Raw genomic sequence first — 18922 nt, forward strand, 5'->3', positions numbered from 1 at the left:
GCCGATTAACTGGTCGTTATCCCAAATGTAGTCAATTTTACCGTGCTCGGTGTGCTTGGCGATACGGCGGCCGAGTGGGTCGTAATCGTATTGGGTAAGCGTGCCGTTGTTGTTAAAACAGCTTAGCTGGTTAAATGCATTGTACTCGCGGCGGGTTTTTATACCTTTACCGGTTTCGCGTATTTGGTTACCGAATTCATCATAATGAAAGTCGCTATCCCCGAAATGGGTTAAACGGTCAGCGTCCGTGATGCCTTTAATAACCCTATCATCTTCGCTTAGGTCACTAGCAAGCGTTGCTGACTTTGAGTCACTATACTCACTTTGAATTACACTAGGTGTATTAGCTGACTGGTTGCTTTCAACCTTATTGATAGCATCGCTATTATCATTTGGCTGAGTAGTCTGCTGCTCTGTTAAATCATTATTTTGAATTTTTGATTGGCTAACAGGGTTACCAAAACTATCCCACTGGTATTGCGTGGTTTTTTGTTCTCAGAACTTACTAGATTTTGTTGAATTAACTGGCCAAGGCTGTTGTACTCAAAATTAATATTATGGCTGCTAACGCCTTCCTCTTTACGCGCAATCAGCTGGTTTACGCTGTCGTAATTGTACGTACAGGTATCAAATAGCGCTTGCGCAGGATGGGTTAACTGTTGCTGTGTTAAGCGATTAAAAACATCAAACTTTTGAGTAAGGGTTATGTCATTACCAAATTGTTGCGTTTGAATATTGCCTTGACTGTCATAGCTAAGCGCTGCAAGTTCAACAGCCGTGCTATTGGCTTGCTGTAAGTGAATAGCACTTAGCTGACCAAATTTATTGTAGCTGTATTTAAGCGTACTTGAATCTGACAAGGTCAGTGATTGCCTTGCCCTCATTAGCATAGAGAACTTAAGGGAAATTGCCTAAGCTTTAAAATATCCATGTTTTTAAAGAGCGTTATATTTTTACGTTTTAGATACGTATTTAGGTTATTTTTGTTTTCTTAAAAAACTTAAGTCAATCACTACTAAATATTATTTTCCAGTTAGTTATTAAAATTATTAACTGAAAAAACAATGTTACATATAGAAACATCTCAACTGAGTTCGGAATATCATGATTTAGATACGTCATAATGCCAAATATAAGAGCTATAGATAAGTAAACAATCTCTTCTTTTAATAAATGTAATAACTTTGCTCTATTAGTTATTGCTTTCCGCTCCATATTTTTTATTACTGCGCTCAGTTGCAATCAACTCTTTAAACTCTTGGGCTTTTAAATAAAAAACATGAAATTCTTTTACTTTTTTAATCCAATGATAATTAATAACACGCTCTCCATAGTAAGCTCCTGCGAGTTGTCCATATATAGCACCGGTAGTATCAGCATCTTCACCTAAATTCACTGCTAATAAAGCACCAGTTTCAAATGTATCAGAATGATAAAACGCCCATAAAACAGCCTCTAAAGTATGCATAACATAACCACTAGCACGTATTTGAGAAGCACTTTTAGATTTATATTTAGCGTCTACTATCAATTTAACAATAGATTGACATAATGGATTTTTATCCCAATAGTCATTAATAGGTGTGTAAATGCCATCAAGTAAAATTTCTTTCGATACCCCATGTAAAGCTCCCCAAATTAACCCACTAAAATATCGGCACGCATCTACTGCTTCTTCTGCACCATGAGTTGTTTTAGAACTTAAAGCAGCGTATTTAATCGCGTCTTCGAAGCTGTAATAGTAACGAATCGGTATTGGTGCTAAACGCATCAACGAACCATTTCCAGCTGAATTAGGATCTGTATCACCAGCTATAGGATCACCTGTTCGTTCATAATTTTTCAGTGCATGAATTACGGTATTTCCAATATCGAAACATTTACCATTAACACTAAAAACACCATCTTTCCACCATTTAGAATACAAATCCATTTGATCTTTTGGGTCAAAAATTTTAGTACGAACAAGGCTATGAGCTAAGCAATACATCATGCTAGTATCGTCAGTCCACTCTCCTGCCTTCAAGTTAAATGGCCCACCACCCACAATATCATTAATCGGCTCAAATGTTCCAGGGGCCTTAAATTCAAGCGTTGTACCTAAAGAGTCACCTAACGCGCATCCTAGCAAAGCCCCTCGGAAACGATTGATGTCATCATCATAATCAACTTGAATTCTTTGATAGTATTCTTTACATTGCTCATCAGTTGGCCTTGGAACAGCGATGCGATAAACATTATATGATGACATCCATTGTGTTTTATGAGGCTCTCTAGAACCACTTAATTTATTTGTCATAAAAGGAAATCGAAGATCATTAGGGATTTTGTTTTCCATTTCTAACATTCGAATTATTGTGGAAGAGGTAATTAACTTACCAGAATCATCATAATATTTTTTGTCACTCATTTTTAAACCTCTTCCAACTCTATGAAGTTTGTACCATTTACCTTAATACGACTAATAACTTTAAATTTCGTTCCTGACTTAAACAGTACTTCTTCCTCATCAGGCTTGACTGCGGCATTATTGGCAATATTAACCCCGCTTTTAGAAGTTATCATTATTTTAGTATTCCCACTAAAAGGCTTATCTAAATTGCTCGATGAGCTTTTAAAACCTTTTTCATGGTGTATGCCGCCAATAGGGAACAGTTCCTCTAATAAGTCATCGCTGAATTCATCTCCACGAATAACCTGTCCCTCATGCCTTAATGCTGAGTTCTCTGCTAGTTTAATTAACGCTTGGTCAGTATCAGCAACAACCCGAGCCCACTTTTCCTTATCCTCAGGTGAAAAGCCTCGAAGACCTGCATTAATAGGCTTGTAAAGGTCTGTAGTATATACTGCTAGTGATAAAAACTCATCACGAGTTAAAGCCTTCATATCAGGATCTAAATGGTAATTCATTAATACGTGATTTTTGAACTCTTCCCCCTCTTTCCCAATTAAACTGGTCACTATATCTAAGTCTGAGTTAATTAATTCATCAACTGAAGGTGGTCCGTCAATACATTCGTCAATTATAGATTGAGTGGTCATTGGGCTTGGCTTTTCCATCCCATTCAATATAAGTAACGAAGCTGGATTCCCTGTAATTAATTTCTGTTTAATCTCTTTTGGGGTAATGAATCCAATTTGTGCAGCTTCTAATAGATCTCTTTGTAGCTCCCTACTAATTACGCCTTCGTTAACTGCTTTCTCTAAGCTTATTTTTAATTTTCTCTCACCTTCTTTACACATTAACCCAAACGGATCAACCCAATTAACCGGGTTCGGAGCATATTGGTAATGATTGATTCCACCCACTAAACCAATCGGGTCTTGATTTATAAAACGTTGTTGTTTGGGGCTGTAATAACGGTAGCGGTTGTAATGTAGGCCGCTCTCTTCATCTAAATACTGCCCTTGAAAACGAATTGGCTGAGTAAAGCTATTTGTAGTGCTTACCTCTGGCCCTTCATAACCATACACATCGGCTTGGTTTTCCCACACGACTTCTGCTTTGTTGTTGGTTACAAAACGTGGAGTATTCAGTTGGTCTAGGTGGTAGAAGTACACCTCGCCTTTTTTAATCAATGCTATTGGGTGAAATTGATTTGGCAGGTTAATATACCAAGTATATTCACCGTGTTGGTATTCGCCAATTAGCTGGTCGTTATCCCAAATATAGTCAATTTTGCCCTGCTCGGTGTGCTTGGCAATACGGCGCCCCAGTGGGTCGTAGTCGTATTGGGTGAGCGTGCCGTTGTTGTTAAAGCAACTTAGCTGGTTAAATGCGTTGTATTCACGGCGGGTTTTTATACCTTTGCCGGTTTCGCGTATTTGGTTACCAAATTCATCATAATGAAAGTCGCTGTCGCCAAAGTGGGTTAAACGGTCTGCATCAGTGATGCCTGTAATAATCCTATCGTCTTCGCTTAGCTCACTAGCAACCGTTGCTGTACTTGAATCACTGTACTCACTGTGAAGCACGTGATTTGTGCTTTCTGACTGATTACTTTCAACCTTATTGCTGGCGTCATTAGCATCGCTATCATCATTGTGCTGAGTAGCTTGCTGCTCAGCTAATTCGTTATTTTGAATTTTTGACTGGCTAACTGGGTTACCAAAGCTATCCCACTGGTATTGCGTGGTTGTATCAACCTCAGAACTTACTAGATTTTGCTGAATTAACTGGCCAAGGCTGTTGTACTCAAAATTAATATTGTGGCTGCTAACGCCTTGCTCTTTACGCGCAATAAGTTGGTTTACGCTGTCGTAATTGTACGTACAGGTATCAAATAGCGCTTGCGCAGGATGGGTTAACTGCTGCCGTGTTAAGCGATTAAATACATCAAACTGTTGAGTAAGAGTTATGTCATTACCAAACTTTTGCGTTTGAATATTGCCTTGGCTGTCGTAGCTGAGCGCTGCAAGTTCAACAGTGGTGCTGTTGCCTTGGTGTAAATGAATCGCACTTAGCTGGCCAAATTTATTGTAACTGTATTTAAGCGTACTTGAATCTGGCAAGGTCAGGGATTGCCTTCTGCCGTAGTCGTCGTAACTGTATTTTAAGGTGTGCGCTTGTTGCTGGTTATGCACTTGCTCAGCACGTACTAATCGCCCGCCTTTATCAAACTGCTGCTTTAAGGTGGATTGTGCATTATGCGCACGGGTAATTTTACCTTGCAGGTTATAGCTGTAATAATTGGCGTTATTAACGATGTGCTTATCGGTTGCCAAACTGGCATGCTGCGCAATCACGCGGCCTAATTTATCGCGCTCAATTTTTACATGGCGTTTATCGCTTTGTGTCACCGAGGTTAAGCGGTTGCAAGCATCGTATTTATATTGCTGTAGCGTACCGTCAAACCCAGTTACTTGCGTTGGGTTTTCGTTAGCGTCATAGCTTATACGGTATACATGGCCGTCGCTACGCTCAATGGCGGTTAGGTTGCGCTCTTTATCGTAAGTTAAATGCAGTGCACTGCCATCGGGCTGAATAACACAATGTGGCTGGCTTAGCCCTTCAAAGTGTTGCTCGGTGGTATCGCCCTTACTGTTTTGCGAGCTAATTAACCGCCCTGCATCATCGTAACTAAAATGTTGATGCTGTTTGTTCTCGGGGTCTTTTTCGTCAAAGGCAATAGTTTGCGCAAGCTGGCCGTGCTCATTGTATTTATATTGAGTCAGCAAACCTGCGTTATTAATGGTGGCATTTACACGGCCTAAACTGTCGTAGCTGTAGCGAATGAGCTCATCGTTATGGTGTTTGGCTAAAAGCTCGCCTTGCTCGTTCCATACAAATTTAGTGACTTGACCATCTTTATTTATGTGTTGGGTTAGCTGGCCAAATTTGTCATAGCTGTAAAGTACGGTGCGACCGTCGCCAAAGGTTTCACTTTGCAGTAAACCCGCTACGCTGTATTTACGGGTTATTGTTTGACCATCAGGCAAGGTGGTTAATACACGCTGACCCAATTGGTTGTAAGCAAATTTAGTGACACGGCCATCTGGCTGCGTTATTGATTCTAACTGGCCGTAAGGCGTATAGCTGTATTTTATTTCACTGCTATCAGGCTTTATTTCCGTTATTTTTTGACCTTGTACGTTATAGCCGTAGTGCCACACATTACCATTAGGGTCGGTGTGCTTAACTAATTTACCTTGCGCGTTATGTACAAAGTGTTCTTTGTGGCCACGCGAATCTATACAAGTTGTTTCACCAGCGTCTAAATTATATTCAAACTGATACGTATAGGTGTTGTTATCGCCCCACTGTTTTATACATTTAGCACTCGATGAGTAACTGTCCCATTCAAAATGATGGCTAAAACCACTGGCACGGGTACGCTTAGTTAATAAGTTAGCGGCGTTATAGCCATAATGCTCTGTTTCACCCTGCTGATTGGTCGCACGAATGAGGTTTTTGTTTTCATCATAATCATATTGCGCAAGAAACGGCGTTAGTAATACTGGCTTATTGTTATCACCTGTACGATAAGCCGAAATGTTTGCCAGCAACCCTTGCGGGTTATATTTTAAAATACAGCCACGCGCTTTATTTACCTCAACGCGATGCAAGCGCTCTTTCGCATCGTAATAAAAACCAATACTTTGGCCTTTTTCGTTAATAACTTTTTCGAGCAACCATGAGTTTTCGCCAGCTTTAAACGTAAGATGCTGATCATCTGGGGTTACCAATACTTGCTTACCATTAGTTTGGTAATGCAACGCTAAATTACTGCTTAGCTGATAGCTCGATTGCCCCGGTTTTACTTTTTCAAAGCGGTGTTTAGCGCCATGCTCATCTTGGTATTCTAACCAGTAGGTGCCTTTTTGTTTTGGGCCTACTTTAGGTGGCGGTAAATAGTGCTCAGTTAGCTGCACCATAAAGTCATGTCGCCAACCATTCCCCATTACACTGCATACATCCGCATGCGATGAACGGTATAGGCGTCGCCAAATTAATTGTTTACTCCCTGCTAGGGTGAAATCAATAAGCGGCAGTATTTCTTCACCTGAGAGCATAGAAACCGGATCAGAACGACATTCTTGTTGGGTGATAGGTTCTTCACTTGGGGTATTATTCCTTGCACCGCCACTGTTTTTAGCCGGCGCTTGAGAGGCACTTTTACCTGAGGCTGTTGAACTGCTCTTACTACTTGGCTTTTTACCTGCTGCGCCGCTATTGGTGTTATCGCTTACCTGAATGGCCGACTTAGCTTTTTGGTGATAACAACTAATTTTATCTGCAACCAAAGCTTGGGTTAATACACTCGCGGTTTCACGTGCAGACGCACCGCGCGAACAGCTTATTCCTGCAAGGTTAAGCAAGTTAATAACGTCTAAACGTTTAGCGGCGTCGCTAGTAAGCGCACTGCCTATTTGCGCAATTTGATTTTTGGCACTTTCAGGCGTGTTAGCTGCTACAGCAACAAAGCCCGACGGCGCAGAACCTTTACCAGCGACGAGGCAAATTGGGTAACTTATTCCTTGTAAAACAACGGTATTACTTTGCATTAGCTGTCTACTTCCTCACTTATCCATAAGTATGATGCTGCACCTTGATGCTTTGCTTGCTCTTGGGAGAGCATTAATGCATAACTAAAATGCTCAACAATTGCAGGGCTTGTGGTTAATTGGTACAAATTAACTAACCCTTCTAGTGCGCCTATTTTCCCTAATTTATAATTGGGTAGTTCGTAATATGTGTGCTCATCAATTAAGCTAGTAAGTAGCTGTAAATTGTTTAGCCAACTATCATCATCTACCCCATTTCCCGGTGCAAAAATTAGATCAATCTTATTCTCTGTTTGTTCAGCTAATCGCGTAAGCATACCTGCTAGCTGATTATGTTTGCTAAAATCAATAGATGCTGCAATCTCATGGCTTACCTGCGACCACCCGCAAGGCACCATTTCAACTACAGCCAACGCACCACCTACACCTTGATATACAAACTGTTGCTGTTTATTTGCTTTAAAAGTTGCATCTAAAGCAATTACATTAAATTTTTGCCATTTTTTTTCACCAGCCAAAGCTATAGCAGAGTGTGCACCTGTTGTTCCATGAAAAATCAGCTCACTGCTATGATCGGGGTATAACTGTTGTAAGCTTTGAGCTAATAACTGTTTGAGCTCATCTTGAAATGATAATGCCGGTAGTAACCAAATCATCGGCAATGTGCTGTCGGTAACTTCTGCCATTAATTCTTTAGATTTAATTATGCAATCGTAAACACATGCATCCCAAGACTGCCATTGCAACTCATTAAAAACAGCACTGTTATCGTCAAATAATAATGCATCTACGCTGCTAATATTTGGGGCTGAAAAGCATGTCATCTCGATTGAAAATGCACTCATGATGCCACCTCGTCCTGAGCTTTATTGGCAGCGAGATGTTGATAATAGCGATGTAAGTTAAACACCCCTTGGCTATAGCTATCCATGGCCGATAAATAAATGGCATTAGGCACTTCATCAAGAGAGTGTCCTGCAATCAGTCGTAAACTCGACAGGGCGGTTTCATATTTAGACCAGTTATGTTTTAACTGCTGCTGAAACTCTAATAGCGCGCTTTCATCACCTTGCCAAGCGAGTCGCTGGATATCGTACTCCACTAGCTGATCGAGTTTATCACCTAACATGCGTCTTATTAGCGCAATAATTAACGCGGGTTGCTCTACTTGTTGTAATAAAGAATTAGCTAAAACAATCAGTTTTACAAAACCGCTTTGTAATAAAATATGCAGTGTTTGATCAACCGATAAGGTATTACTAGCATGATTGCTTAAGCTATTTACTTGCTCAAAATTTAACGACAACAAAAATAACGACATTAAGGGTGATAGATGGGCTTGCTCACTTAATGCATCAAAAATAGCCGTTAGTATCTGTGAGTCGTGGTGCTGCGCAAGCTTGGTAATTTTATTTATCGTTGCCAGTGTTTGCGGGGCAATCTCTTCCTCAGCACTGTAAGCAAAAAACAAGGTGTTTAAATTTAATAGCCGAATTAAGTTAAAGCTATGCTGTTGAATAACGACTTTATTTATAATGATTTTAAAAAAGGCTCTCAGCGCTGGCTCATTAAGTAATTCATTTATAAATATAATATTTTTATTTTGTGGCAAGTTAGCCATGACTTCAATACATGCTTGGGCAACTAATTCATCGTTTTTGGTGTTAGTTATTATTTCGACTAGTTGCTCAGTGGTGGGCAATTCAAAGTTATTTTTTTGATTATTGTTTTTTGCGTTTACCCAGCAGCTTTCTAATAGGGTTTTTCTTAAATAACGAACATGACCTACACACGTAAACGGGCACAATTGAGCGTTACTAATTTGTAGTAATTGTGCTTGATGAACACTTAAATAGGTCGTTAGCAAAGTTAACCACCAATTAAAACGGTTGGGTTGCCAACGATGATCTTTCCGCCGTGGCCACTATCATCGCCCATTCTAGCCGCAGGTTTACCATTAATTTGAACACTACCCGAGCCTGTTTTCACGCTGTCTGGCGGGCCAACACACACTATCATGTCGCCTTTGCGGGCAGCGGGCATACCACCTATTAACACATTGCCAGAGCCAGCAACTATAGGTCCGCCCACATGTGGAACTTTAGCGGTCACTTTAGGGCATACATGCATATGACCAATTGTAGCAGCGGGTTTGCCCATTTTGACTCCTTGTCGTGTCTTTGTTGGTTTATGAAATACTATTCATAAAGCGGGATAACTAATAGCTTGTTACTGGTTACCAGTAGCGAAATTTCTTCAATTAACTCATCTTTACTGTGATCAGCAAGTGCCACAGCGCTTTGAGTTGCATATTGATATAAGTTTGAAATTACATTTTCACTATTAAGTGCATCACTTAAATGAATAAAAAACTGCTGTGCATAATAGCCATTCATGGCTTTTAAATGACTTAAAGCTGGGCTTAGTAATGGATCATCTGGCCTGTTTATCGGTAAACACACTAAATGCGGTAAACCATAACGGCAGTAAACAACGTGCCCGTTATTTGCAATGCCGTTTCTAAATCCTGATTGAAAGTTATTGACTATTTCCATCATTAATTTAACTTAATTACACCAGCAGATAAGGTAATGGCACTGCCATCTACTTTTACATTACTGCCTTTAATATCAATGTTTGTACCTTCTATAGTAATATTGCCACTACTGCTCATTTTAATTTGCGCCGAGCCTGTTTTAATCACTATTTCGTCACCCGCTTCAATATTAAGTGTTTTACCGACTTTTAAGGTGTCATTTTCACCCATTTCAGCAACACGGTTAGCTGTGACTTTGAGATTATCGTTATTAAGAATTTCAACATTACGGTCGTTATCTATTTTTTCGTTTTGATCGTTTTTAACGTAAAGCTGTTTATCTTTTTCGGCTTGCATATACACAAGCTCGCTGCCTTTTTTATCCTCAAAGCGGAGCTCATTAAAGTTATCTGCTCCACCTTCTTTAGTTGAGCGGGTTTTAATACCACTTTGCGTTTTTTCACCAGGTAATGCGTACGGAGGCATTAGGTCTGCATTATAAACAGCACCGCTTATAATAGGTTGATCTGGGTCGCCATTAATAAAATCAACCAGAACTTCTTGACCTACGCGGGGAAAGAAAAAGGCGCCCCACTTTTTGCCAGCCCAGTTTTGTGCAACTCGGATCCAACATGAACTTTTAGAGTCTTTTTTACCTTCACGATCCCAATCAAATTGCACCTTAACGCGACCATATTGGTCAATCATAATTTCATCGGCGCTATCACCCGTTACTATGGCTGTTTGTACGCCGTTGATAACCGGTTTCTTTTTGCTCACTTGCGCTCTGTATGGAATGTCTTTTGGCACACATTCAAAGTGGTTAGAATACACTTCTTCACTCGATGCTTGTGCAGCGCCTGATTGGTTTGGTACCACAATCGACGTCATCATCGAGGTAATAGCAAATGTTTTACCTTCAAGGCGTGGGTCTTCATGTTTTTTGAAACTAAACAGTTTACCAACAGAAAATGAGCGGCAGTCACTGCGCCCGCTTGAGAGCTTCATGTCTCTTTGCAGTGACTCTAATTGTACAGATGCCAAATTAGCCGCGCGAGGATGACACTCTGACTCTGCTGTATATTCAAAAATTTCTGATACCGATTGGGTCGGTAACTCGGCATTTGCTTGCTCTGCATCAGGGTAACGCGATGGCTGTTTAAAATCGTAGCCCAAACGTTTGAAACTACCTGGCGCTAAGCTTAATCCGCCCTGCCAACGCGAAACATGAGACTCACTTAAATGGCCAGTTGAATGAACAACTTTAGCCTCACCACACATTTCATATGCGGTAATATCATCTGCTAAAACTAATGTATGGTTACTTTTTGTATGCTCAAAGAAGTAAAAAATCCCCTCGCTTTGTAATAAGCGTTGGATAAAGTCAAAATCTGACTCTTGGTATTGCACACAGTATTCGTATTTGGGGTAGTTTTTACTGGTTTTATCTGAAAAAGCCACATTGTGTTGGCCAAACAAATCAGCAAATATATCTTTAATTGTTTTCTTTTGGAAAATGCGACTGTTTTTACGATTACGCATAGAAGCGGCAAAAGGTACAATGGTAGCTTGATAATCAATGTAATTTTTTTGCTCATCAACATCCGCCGTACGGCTTCCGTTAGAAACAAGCTGACTCACAATACCGTGATAATAACGCTCTCCGCCACCCTCGGCATTTTTTACCTTGATAGAAACAGGCTTGCCAACCAGATCTTCATGTGCAATTTGTTGGCCTATGGTGTACATATTGACCGACATAACAAACAAATCTGACATGGCTTCTTGCGCAACGAAGCGTGTTAAATAAAGGGCGTCTTTACCAACAGGAGTACTAATTTGAATTACGTTTTTATCTTGTGTTGCTTTTTGCATTCCTTGCTTTTCCCATCCTGAAGATCAAAAAAAGCCCTGGGCAAAGCCCAGAGCTACAATCGGGTAACAAATATTACATTTGTTGACCTTTAACACCGCTGTAACCATATACAAGTGGTGCAGTGATGTTGTTTTGGTCGTCAGTAGGTGTAACAGTCATCATCATTTCAGTGTAGCTGATAGTGATTGTTTCAATTGGACGGTCGTTTTGAACTGATACTGAGTAGCTAGAGATCATGGCATCTGTAAGTTCGATTTTCATGATTTCTTCAACTTTATCACCTTGTTTAGTGATATGGAAAACAGCAGGTAGACCTTTACCAATAGTTGCTTCTTTGAAAAGATCCGGAGATGCTTTATCTTGAAGTTTAGTAATAGTCACATCGCCTAAACGAGTAGAGCTAGATTCACGATCCATCGCCGTACCAGTCGCTGCGCTAATTTCACGGCTAACGTTCCAATCTAAAGATAAAACTGTAATTAAATCTTTGAAAGACTCAGCAGTAGTTTCGCCTTTGATTGAACCGTATTTTAAATATGTATTTGCTTGCATTTGATAATGCTCCTTTTTATTAAACAATATTATCCATTATGTGGATTCGTTTACTTTGGTTACCCAAAATTCCTTGAAATCATTATCTTTAAAACAGCAATGAAAAGGTCTTCAGAATTCCTTTCCCTAGATGAAGACAATGTCTCAAAAATTCCTTGTTTCTATATAAGACACACGAATTATAATGCCCTAAAACTAAAGAAACAACCTTAAAAACAAGTTATTTTGAATTAACTTTAGTTAACTCAATATCAAACTCATTATCTTTAATTAACAATGAGATAGATGTTACTTTTTCACCTTCAACCATGCTTGAAAGCAAGATCTCAGACAATAGAGGTAGTACTTTATTCTGTAATATGGTGTGAATATTTCGTGCACCCGATCCGGCATTTTGACAATTTGCAATAATGTGCTCAATCACATCATCGTTATACGTTAATTGCGCATCATAGTGCTTTTTAACACGCTTAATTATTTTACTAATTTGCAACGCAGCAATCTGGGTAAGAATTTCATCACTTAACGGAATATATGGAATAACATTAATTCGTCCTAAAAATGCAGGCTTAAATGCCCCTAATAAATCATCTTGTAATGCTTTTAATAAGCCTTTAATACTTGGCTTACTTTCTTCATCTTCAAATAAGCTCATTGTGGTATCAGTACCCACATTTGAGGTCATAATGATGATGGTGTTTTTAAAGTCGATGTCTCGGCCTTCACCGTCTTTTATGGTGCCTTTATCAAATACTTGATAGAAAATATCTTGCACGCCAGGATGGGCTTTTTCCATTTCATCAAGTAGCACTACACTGTATGGTTTTCTTCTTACTGCTTCGGTTAAAATACCGCCTTCGCCATAACCAACATAACCTGGAGGTGAGCCAAGTAGTAATGACACTTTATGCTCTTCTTTAAACTCAGACATGTTGATAACCGTTACGTTATCTTCACTGCCATACACTTCTTGTGCTAGTGAAAGTGCGGTCTCTGTTTTACCCACTCCGCTTGGGCCTGCCAGCATAAATATACCATTAGGGCGACTTTCATCTGCAAGCTGAGCACGGGAGGTTTGTACTACTTTAGCCATAAGTTCAAGCGCATGATCTTGGCCAACTACGCGTTGTTTCATTTGCGCAGCTAAATTTAAAATGCCATGAATTTCATCTTCATGCATTTTACCAACAGGAATACCAGTCCAATCAGAAATAACCTGTGCAATCAGCTCTTCATCAACTTGCCAATGCACCATATTATGTTCATACGAGGCTAGCTTAAGCTTGCTTTCTTTTAACTGCTCAAGTACTTCAGCAGAAGAGTCTGCATCGTTTGTGTTAATCGATTCAAGCGCTTGGTTTAATTCTGCAACGATGCCTTTTTCAACGTTGAACTGCTCATTTAATGGTTCAAGTTGCTGTTCAATCTCAACTAGTTCAGATTTAAGTGCTGATAATTGTTCGCTGTGATCTAAACCGGTTTTTTGCTCACGATTTAACATTAAAACTTGCGCTTCAATTTCACTAAGTCTATTCATTAACTGCTCAATCGCATTAGGTGTCGATGCTTGGCTCATAGCAACACGAGCACAGGCCGTATCTAACAATGCAACTGCTTTATCGGGAAGTTGTCGCGCAGTAATGTATCTGTGCGATAGATGCACCGCACTTTCAAGTGCTTGCTCTGAAATAAACACTTTATGATGCTTTTCCATAACAGGAACTAAACCACGTAGCATAGCAACCGCTTTTTCTGGCGTTGGCTCTTCAACCTTTACCACTTGGAAACGACGTGTTAGTGCAGCATCCTTTTCAAAAAACTTTTTATATTCAGCCCACGTTGTTGCTGCAATTGTACGTAATTCCCCTCTTGCTAAAGCAGGTTTTAGTAAGTTAGCCGCATCGTTTTGACCCGCTTGTCCGCCACTACCAATCATAGTGTGAGCTTCATCTATAAAAAGAATCACAGGGTCAACAGCGTTTTTAACTTCGTTAATTAACGACTTTAAGCGATTTTCAAACTCACCTTTCATGCCCGCACCTGCTTGAAGCAAAGCCAAATCTAGGCTGTGCAACTTAACGTTTTGTAATACTGCAGGTACGCCTTTTTGGGCAATTCTTAGGGCAAGTCCTTCAACCACAGCGGTTTTACCTACACCCGCTTCACCCGTTAAGATTGGGTTGTTTTGACGACGTCTAGTTAAAATATCAACCATTTGACGTATTTCAAAATCACGACCTAGAATAGGGTCTATTTTCCCCGCTTTTGCTTGAGCGGTTAAATCAACTGTAAATTGATCTAAGCTTGGTGTTTTAGATGAACCATTTGCAGGTGTTGTAGCACTTGCAGTACTGGTATTACGTTCTTGCGATTGGGCAACAATTTCAGGCCATGCGTGTAACAGTTGTCCAGGTTCTATATTATTGAAAAGCTTACTACAACGCGTTACTAAACTAGACAAGGTATCGTCTTTTGTGAGCGTGTAAATAACGTAAGCACTACGAATTTGCTCATCGGTGAACTCAATACTGGTACTTAACCATGACTGCCTTAATAATGTAGTCACATGCACTGATAGGCTAGGCGATGAATCACTGCCCGTTTTAAATGACTCTAGTGATTGGTTTAAATCTTGCTTTACCTGATCAATATCAATATCGAAAGAACCGAATATGAGTCTAACATCGTCTAGTTGCTGCTCAATCATAGCTAACAACCAATGCTCTAATTCAACCGTAAAATGGCTGCGGCTATTACATATTGCAACAGCTGCCTCTAAGCTTTTTCTACAATCTGGACTTAGTTTTTCAACTAATTTATTTAATGTCATCGTTGACATACGCTGTTCCTTTTAATTTTTAATTATCCTTTAAACGATAACTTAATAGGGTTAAATTTAGGGGTGTTTTTACTCGCCATTAAAAAGCTATTAGCGCCAAGTTGGCATTCCCGTTTAGACAACTGCACCGCATCAAGTTGTTGAAAATCTGATTCGATGATAAGTCGAAATGAAATCGCATTGCCCGCATAATCTTTTACAATCTTTGTAGCTAACTCAAATAACTTGCCTTTCGGTAACAAGGATTTTGCTTTATCAATATCAGTAGTGCTGATATGAATCTCAATATTAGAAGAAATATCCCATATCTTTTTACCTATTACGGTATCAACGCCTAAGCGAGCATGTTGTCCCTCATATAGGCGCTCACTTGCTAAACAAGTTTGTTCTTGTGGCTTCAAATCATGCCACTTTCCTACCATTTGTTTGATGACAACATCACAACCAAGGTAAGAGCTCAATACACTTTTTAAATCAAAAGCGTTGCGAATTTTTCGGCTATAAAGGCCTGAAAAGTGCAACTGATGATCATTGTAGCCGCCACTTAAAAGTCCCAATATTTGTGTATATGGGTCTTTGTTTTTATCTTTGTTCACATGATTTAAAGACGGCTTATATTTTTTCCACGCTCGATAATATAAAGACACCAAACGATGATTAAACATATCGTAAAAGTCACGCATGGTGGTATCTTTATAGCGAAGACGCTGCATCACCAGCTCGCTGTAAAATTGGGGTAAAGCACCCGAGCAACCCGTTAATCCCATAAAAGAGATCTGCATGTTGACTTTATGCAACCCATCTTCAAAGCTAGCTTGCTCTAATTTTGTGATAGCGTTACCTGGGTAACCAAATTTTTGTGTTGCGGTAAATTTAATTAACTCTTGCTTTGGGCTACTGTCATACCCTACATAGCGATACTCTAAGCAATGCTTTTTAAGCTGGTTTTCAATAATGAAAACAGCTTTATAAAAATCAACTTGTGACGCTTGAGAAATAATATGCTGGATCATATTAACGGGCTTTCCCCAACTCGAGCAGGCCATTGATAATACACTTGCTCTTGTTCTTTGAGCCTTAAACTAACACGCGTGAAGCTATTTATTGCCGCAAATTGTGCAAAGAAATGATCGAGGATAGAAGCAAAGAAAAACATACCACTTCCCGAAAAATCATCATTGGCAAAGGTAATTTCTATTTCGCTTCCCGTTGCGAAGCTTACTCGTCCTTTTTGTACAACACGCGCCGTTGCTGGTTCTACAATCACGCGGTAAATATTATCGATAAGGCCTTTTGTTTGCGGTGAAGCTCTAAAGTCATACAGCCGTAACACTTCTTTAAGCTTGTTACATGCATCATCTCCACTAAACGCATCAAGGGTTAAATGATTAACTAATTGCCAACGAGTTGCATCGGCTAATATCGGTCTAACTGCATGAGTAAATGGGATTAAACAACGTATTTTTTTTATTACATCACCACGTTCAGGCATTAAAAGTCCGAGTTCATCATCTCCAAAAGGCATGCTAGCAGGAAGGTTTCGATTACTGCAATTAGCACGTACTGTTAATACCGTGTTCCCTTCAGCATAATCCATAGCGCTATTTTCAAATCGTGCATCTACCAATGATAGAAACGATTCCGTACCTGACTCAACATAGCCACCGGCCCATGAGGCGGTTTCTCTGCGGATGTGCCAAAATAAATCATCATGGCCTTGGTATCGTGGATGAGTCTGCCCATAAAAAGGACACACTATTTGTTTGTTCCCTTTGTGATCAAACGCAATAACTTCTGAGATACCAATCACCTCTGAGATTTCAGAGTCCATATAGCGTGGTGTTAATTGGTATTCGTATTCACTCAGCTCAGGGCGAATCGGTTCTAGTTCTTGCTCAAACATATTGATAATGGGTGTACATCCCATTAAAAACATATTTTTGTCTACTTGCTTTTCAAGCTCGGTTGACTCTGAATCAAGGTAAATATACACACTGCATTTGTTAGACTTTTCAGGCAGTGATGAACGAATATTTTCAAGCTCAACAAAGCGAAACTTTTCCGGAAAGGTAAAGTTTTCCACCAGTAACCGATAACCAGCACTTGAGCGCTGCGAATAGGGCACCACCGCTTCATTTGCATCAAAGCCTACGGCTTTTAACTGGTTTTTAGAAAGGTACTTTATACCCTCTTCACCATTATCAAAAGCAATACCAATAGCGTGTTTAAATAATAGTTCATACACTTTAAGCGTATGATGCCATTGGCCATTTATAAATAATCGTAATTTTTCCAGCCCGGTTTCAGCTAATGATACACCCGGATATTCACCGGTTAGCTCAAGTTTAAAAATTGACTTAGCTTTTTCATGCCAACGAGGCTTAGGGGCAACAAACGGACTATTATCAAATTGGGCACTTGTGATCTCAACAGGCCATAAATAAGTTTCGTAACAGGTTTGAAACTTACATTGCTTCATCGACTCAACATTGGTTTCTACTTCACTGCCTCTTGGAATGACCACGCCCGTGGTGGACAGATTTTCAGCTTCTAATTTTACTACCGACATTGAAGGGATAGGCGCTTGATAGTCTGGCAGCATTTGCCCCAATAGAGCATCCGTTAGTTCAGGAAAGCTGTCATCTAGTTTTTGCCTAATATTTGCAGTTAAAAATGCGAACGATTCGATTAGCCTAGATACATGAGGGTCTTCAATATGGTCATCACTTAACTTTAATCGCCCGGCAACTTTAGGGTACTTTTCAGAAAAGTCTTTACCCATGTGGCGAACAAACGCTAGTTCGCGATTGTAGTACTTCAATAACTCATCGTTCATAAAGAGGCCTCAATAATCTTCATACCTAAATTAACTGGCTCAACTTCAGAATCAAAGCTAATAAATTCAGGTTCTGGATCGGCATACAACAAGGCGTTAATCCTTAGGTTTAATACTCTGTTCACGGGTACTTCATCATCGGTAAACACTTCTACTTCAATAAACCGTGGTTCAAATTTTAAAATTGTATTTCTTACGGTTTCGCATAAAAGTGCACGCCCTTCGTGAGAGCTTACAGACATACTTGAAAAATCAGGCAAACCATATGATAAACACGAAGTCGACAACTCAGCATATTGTGATGGCCAGGTATGCCACTGAATTCGAGCATTTAGCAGCGCTTCTATGTCTCTACGCACATTTTTTCTCAGCTCACTAATGCTGATCCCCTCAGTACGAGAAGGCGCATCTTGAAAGTCAGGCTCATCGTCAATGAGCCTATCTAAAATAGATGCTTGGAGTTGCTGCTTATGTTCAATCATAATCGTCTATTGCGCTTACTCTGCTGTTTCAACGGCGTTGATTTTTAGACTGGGAATGGTGATTGCCTCATCGTTGACAAATAACATTTTCATTCCTTTACCTACAATAAACTCATCTTGTAGTTCATCCCAATCAGAAACCTGACCTAACTTTTCAAGCTCAGTATTTGAGTTTGCATAAACCAACGGTAAATGTGCCGTGCCTGAAGGACCGTCTTTGATAGTGATCTCAACACGTAACCAGATGCTCTCTAATAAAGACGCTACAGGTTCTACTTTTAATGTTTCAATTTCATTAAAGTTTGCAAGGTAAAACTTGCCATTCGTGCCTAGCACTTCCAAATATGGGCTTAAGCTATCATCTAAATCTCTAATTGCTGAATGCTCATCATCAACGCTTTCAAGACGAAGCGCTTCCATTTGTTTTGCAAGCGTTGCCGCTTCAGATGTTTCGCCTTCAAGTAGGGCTACGTGCATTTTTAAGAACAAGGTGTCTAGCTCATTAGCTTCATGAAAGAGTTTAGGAATACCCTTACCTTGATAAAAATCTACACGCGATTGTTGTGCGCGAATTAAATGCCTAAGGTTAACCGCACCTACAGCAAATTCAGGGTTCTTTTGCACCATAAAATCTAGCTGTTTATCTGCTTTTTCAAGTTCACCGTTAATGCAAAGTAATTCAGAATAAAGACTTCTAATATCAAAATTTAAAGGCTCATCTTGCAACTCTTTAGCGCAACATAATAAAGCATCAGCAAGTTTTCCCTCGCGAATTAAACTGTGTATTTTCTTCATG

General features: G+C 39.8%; 14 protein-coding genes and 1 pseudogene. All 15 read right to left on the bottom strand.

Going from position 1 to position 18922, the window contains the following annotated elements; all coding sequences use genetic code 11:
* Positions 1–87: 87 nt before the first annotated feature.
* Positions 88–435: pseudogene (locus tag QL984_RS18470) on the bottom strand (hypothetical protein); the annotation flags it as partial.
* Positions 417–860, bottom strand: a complete 444-nt coding sequence (locus QL984_RS07565) for a hypothetical protein (RefSeq protein WP_024602674.1) — start codon at positions 858–860, stop codon at positions 417–419. The gene QL984_RS07565 and the pseudogene QL984_RS18470, both read right to left, overlap by 19 nt.
* Positions 861–1192: 332 nt before the next feature.
* On the bottom strand, positions 1193–2410 hold the full coding sequence (locus QL984_RS07570) for an ADP-ribosylglycohydrolase family protein (protein WP_024602673.1): 1218 nt from the start codon (positions 2408–2410) through the stop codon (positions 1193–1195).
* 2 nt (positions 2411–2412) lie between these two features.
* Positions 2413–7005, bottom strand: a complete 4593-nt coding sequence (locus QL984_RS07575; RefSeq protein WP_081875098.1) for an RHS repeat-associated core domain-containing protein — start codon at positions 7003–7005, stop codon at positions 2413–2415.
* Complete coding sequence (locus QL984_RS07580; RefSeq protein ID WP_033102977.1) at positions 7005–7850, bottom strand: hypothetical protein; 846 nt, start codon at positions 7848–7850, stop codon at positions 7005–7007. Before QL984_RS07580 ends, QL984_RS07575 begins: the two co-directional genes overlap by 1 nt.
* Entirely contained in the window at positions 7847–8872 is a 1026-nt protein-coding gene (locus QL984_RS07585) for a hypothetical protein (protein ID WP_036955202.1), read from the bottom strand. The genes QL984_RS07580 and QL984_RS07585 overlap by 4 nt, the downstream gene beginning before the upstream one ends.
* 2 nt (positions 8873–8874) lie before the next feature.
* On the bottom strand, positions 8875–9165 hold the full coding sequence (locus QL984_RS07590) for a PAAR domain-containing protein (protein ID WP_036955205.1): 291 nt from the start codon (positions 9163–9165) through the stop codon (positions 8875–8877).
* A 38-nt stretch (positions 9166–9203) separates the two neighbouring features.
* A complete protein-coding gene (locus tag QL984_RS07595) occupies positions 9204–9563 on the bottom strand; it encodes a hypothetical protein (RefSeq protein WP_036955207.1) in 360 nt (119 codons plus the stop codon).
* On the bottom strand, positions 9563–11416 hold the full coding sequence (tssI, locus tag QL984_RS07600; protein ID WP_036955210.1) for a type VI secretion system tip protein TssI/VgrG: 1854 nt from the start codon (positions 11414–11416) through the stop codon (positions 9563–9565). The genes QL984_RS07595 and tssI overlap by 1 nt, the downstream gene beginning before the upstream one ends.
* Positions 11417–11489: 73 nt before the next feature.
* The gene (locus QL984_RS07605) at positions 11490–11969 is read right to left on the bottom strand and encodes a type VI secretion system tube protein Hcp (RefSeq protein WP_013462973.1); all 480 of its coding nucleotides are present in this window, start codon (positions 11967–11969) and stop codon (positions 11490–11492) included.
* Between the two features lie 220 nt (positions 11970–12189).
* Complete coding sequence (gene tssH / locus QL984_RS07610; protein ID WP_036955212.1) at positions 12190–14808, bottom strand: type VI secretion system ATPase TssH; 2619 nt, start codon at positions 14806–14808, stop codon at positions 12190–12192.
* Positions 14809–14831: 23 nt separating this feature from the next.
* Positions 14832–15821, bottom strand: a complete 990-nt coding sequence (tssG, locus tag QL984_RS07615) for a type VI secretion system baseplate subunit TssG (protein WP_036955215.1) — start codon at positions 15819–15821, stop codon at positions 14832–14834.
* Complete coding sequence (gene tssF / locus QL984_RS07620) at positions 15818–17644, bottom strand: type VI secretion system baseplate subunit TssF (protein WP_036955217.1); 1827 nt, start codon at positions 17642–17644, stop codon at positions 15818–15820. Before tssF ends, tssG begins: the two co-directional genes overlap by 4 nt.
* Positions 17641–18126 (bottom strand): type VI secretion system baseplate subunit TssE, encoded by a 486-nt coding sequence (gene tssE, locus QL984_RS07625; protein WP_013462969.1) that lies wholly within the window; start codon positions 18124–18126, stop codon positions 17641–17643. The genes tssF and tssE overlap by 4 nt, the downstream gene beginning before the upstream one ends.
* A gap of 15 nt (positions 18127–18141) precedes the next feature.
* Positions 18142–18921 (bottom strand): type VI secretion system accessory protein TagJ, encoded by a 780-nt coding sequence (locus QL984_RS07630; RefSeq protein ID WP_036955220.1) that lies wholly within the window; start codon positions 18919–18921, stop codon positions 18142–18144.
* Position 18922: the final 1 nt, after the last annotated feature.

The organism is Pseudoalteromonas sp. APC 3495 (genome assembly GCF_030407645.1).
GTDB lineage: Bacteria > Pseudomonadota > Gammaproteobacteria > Enterobacterales > Alteromonadaceae > Pseudoalteromonas > Pseudoalteromonas tetraodonis.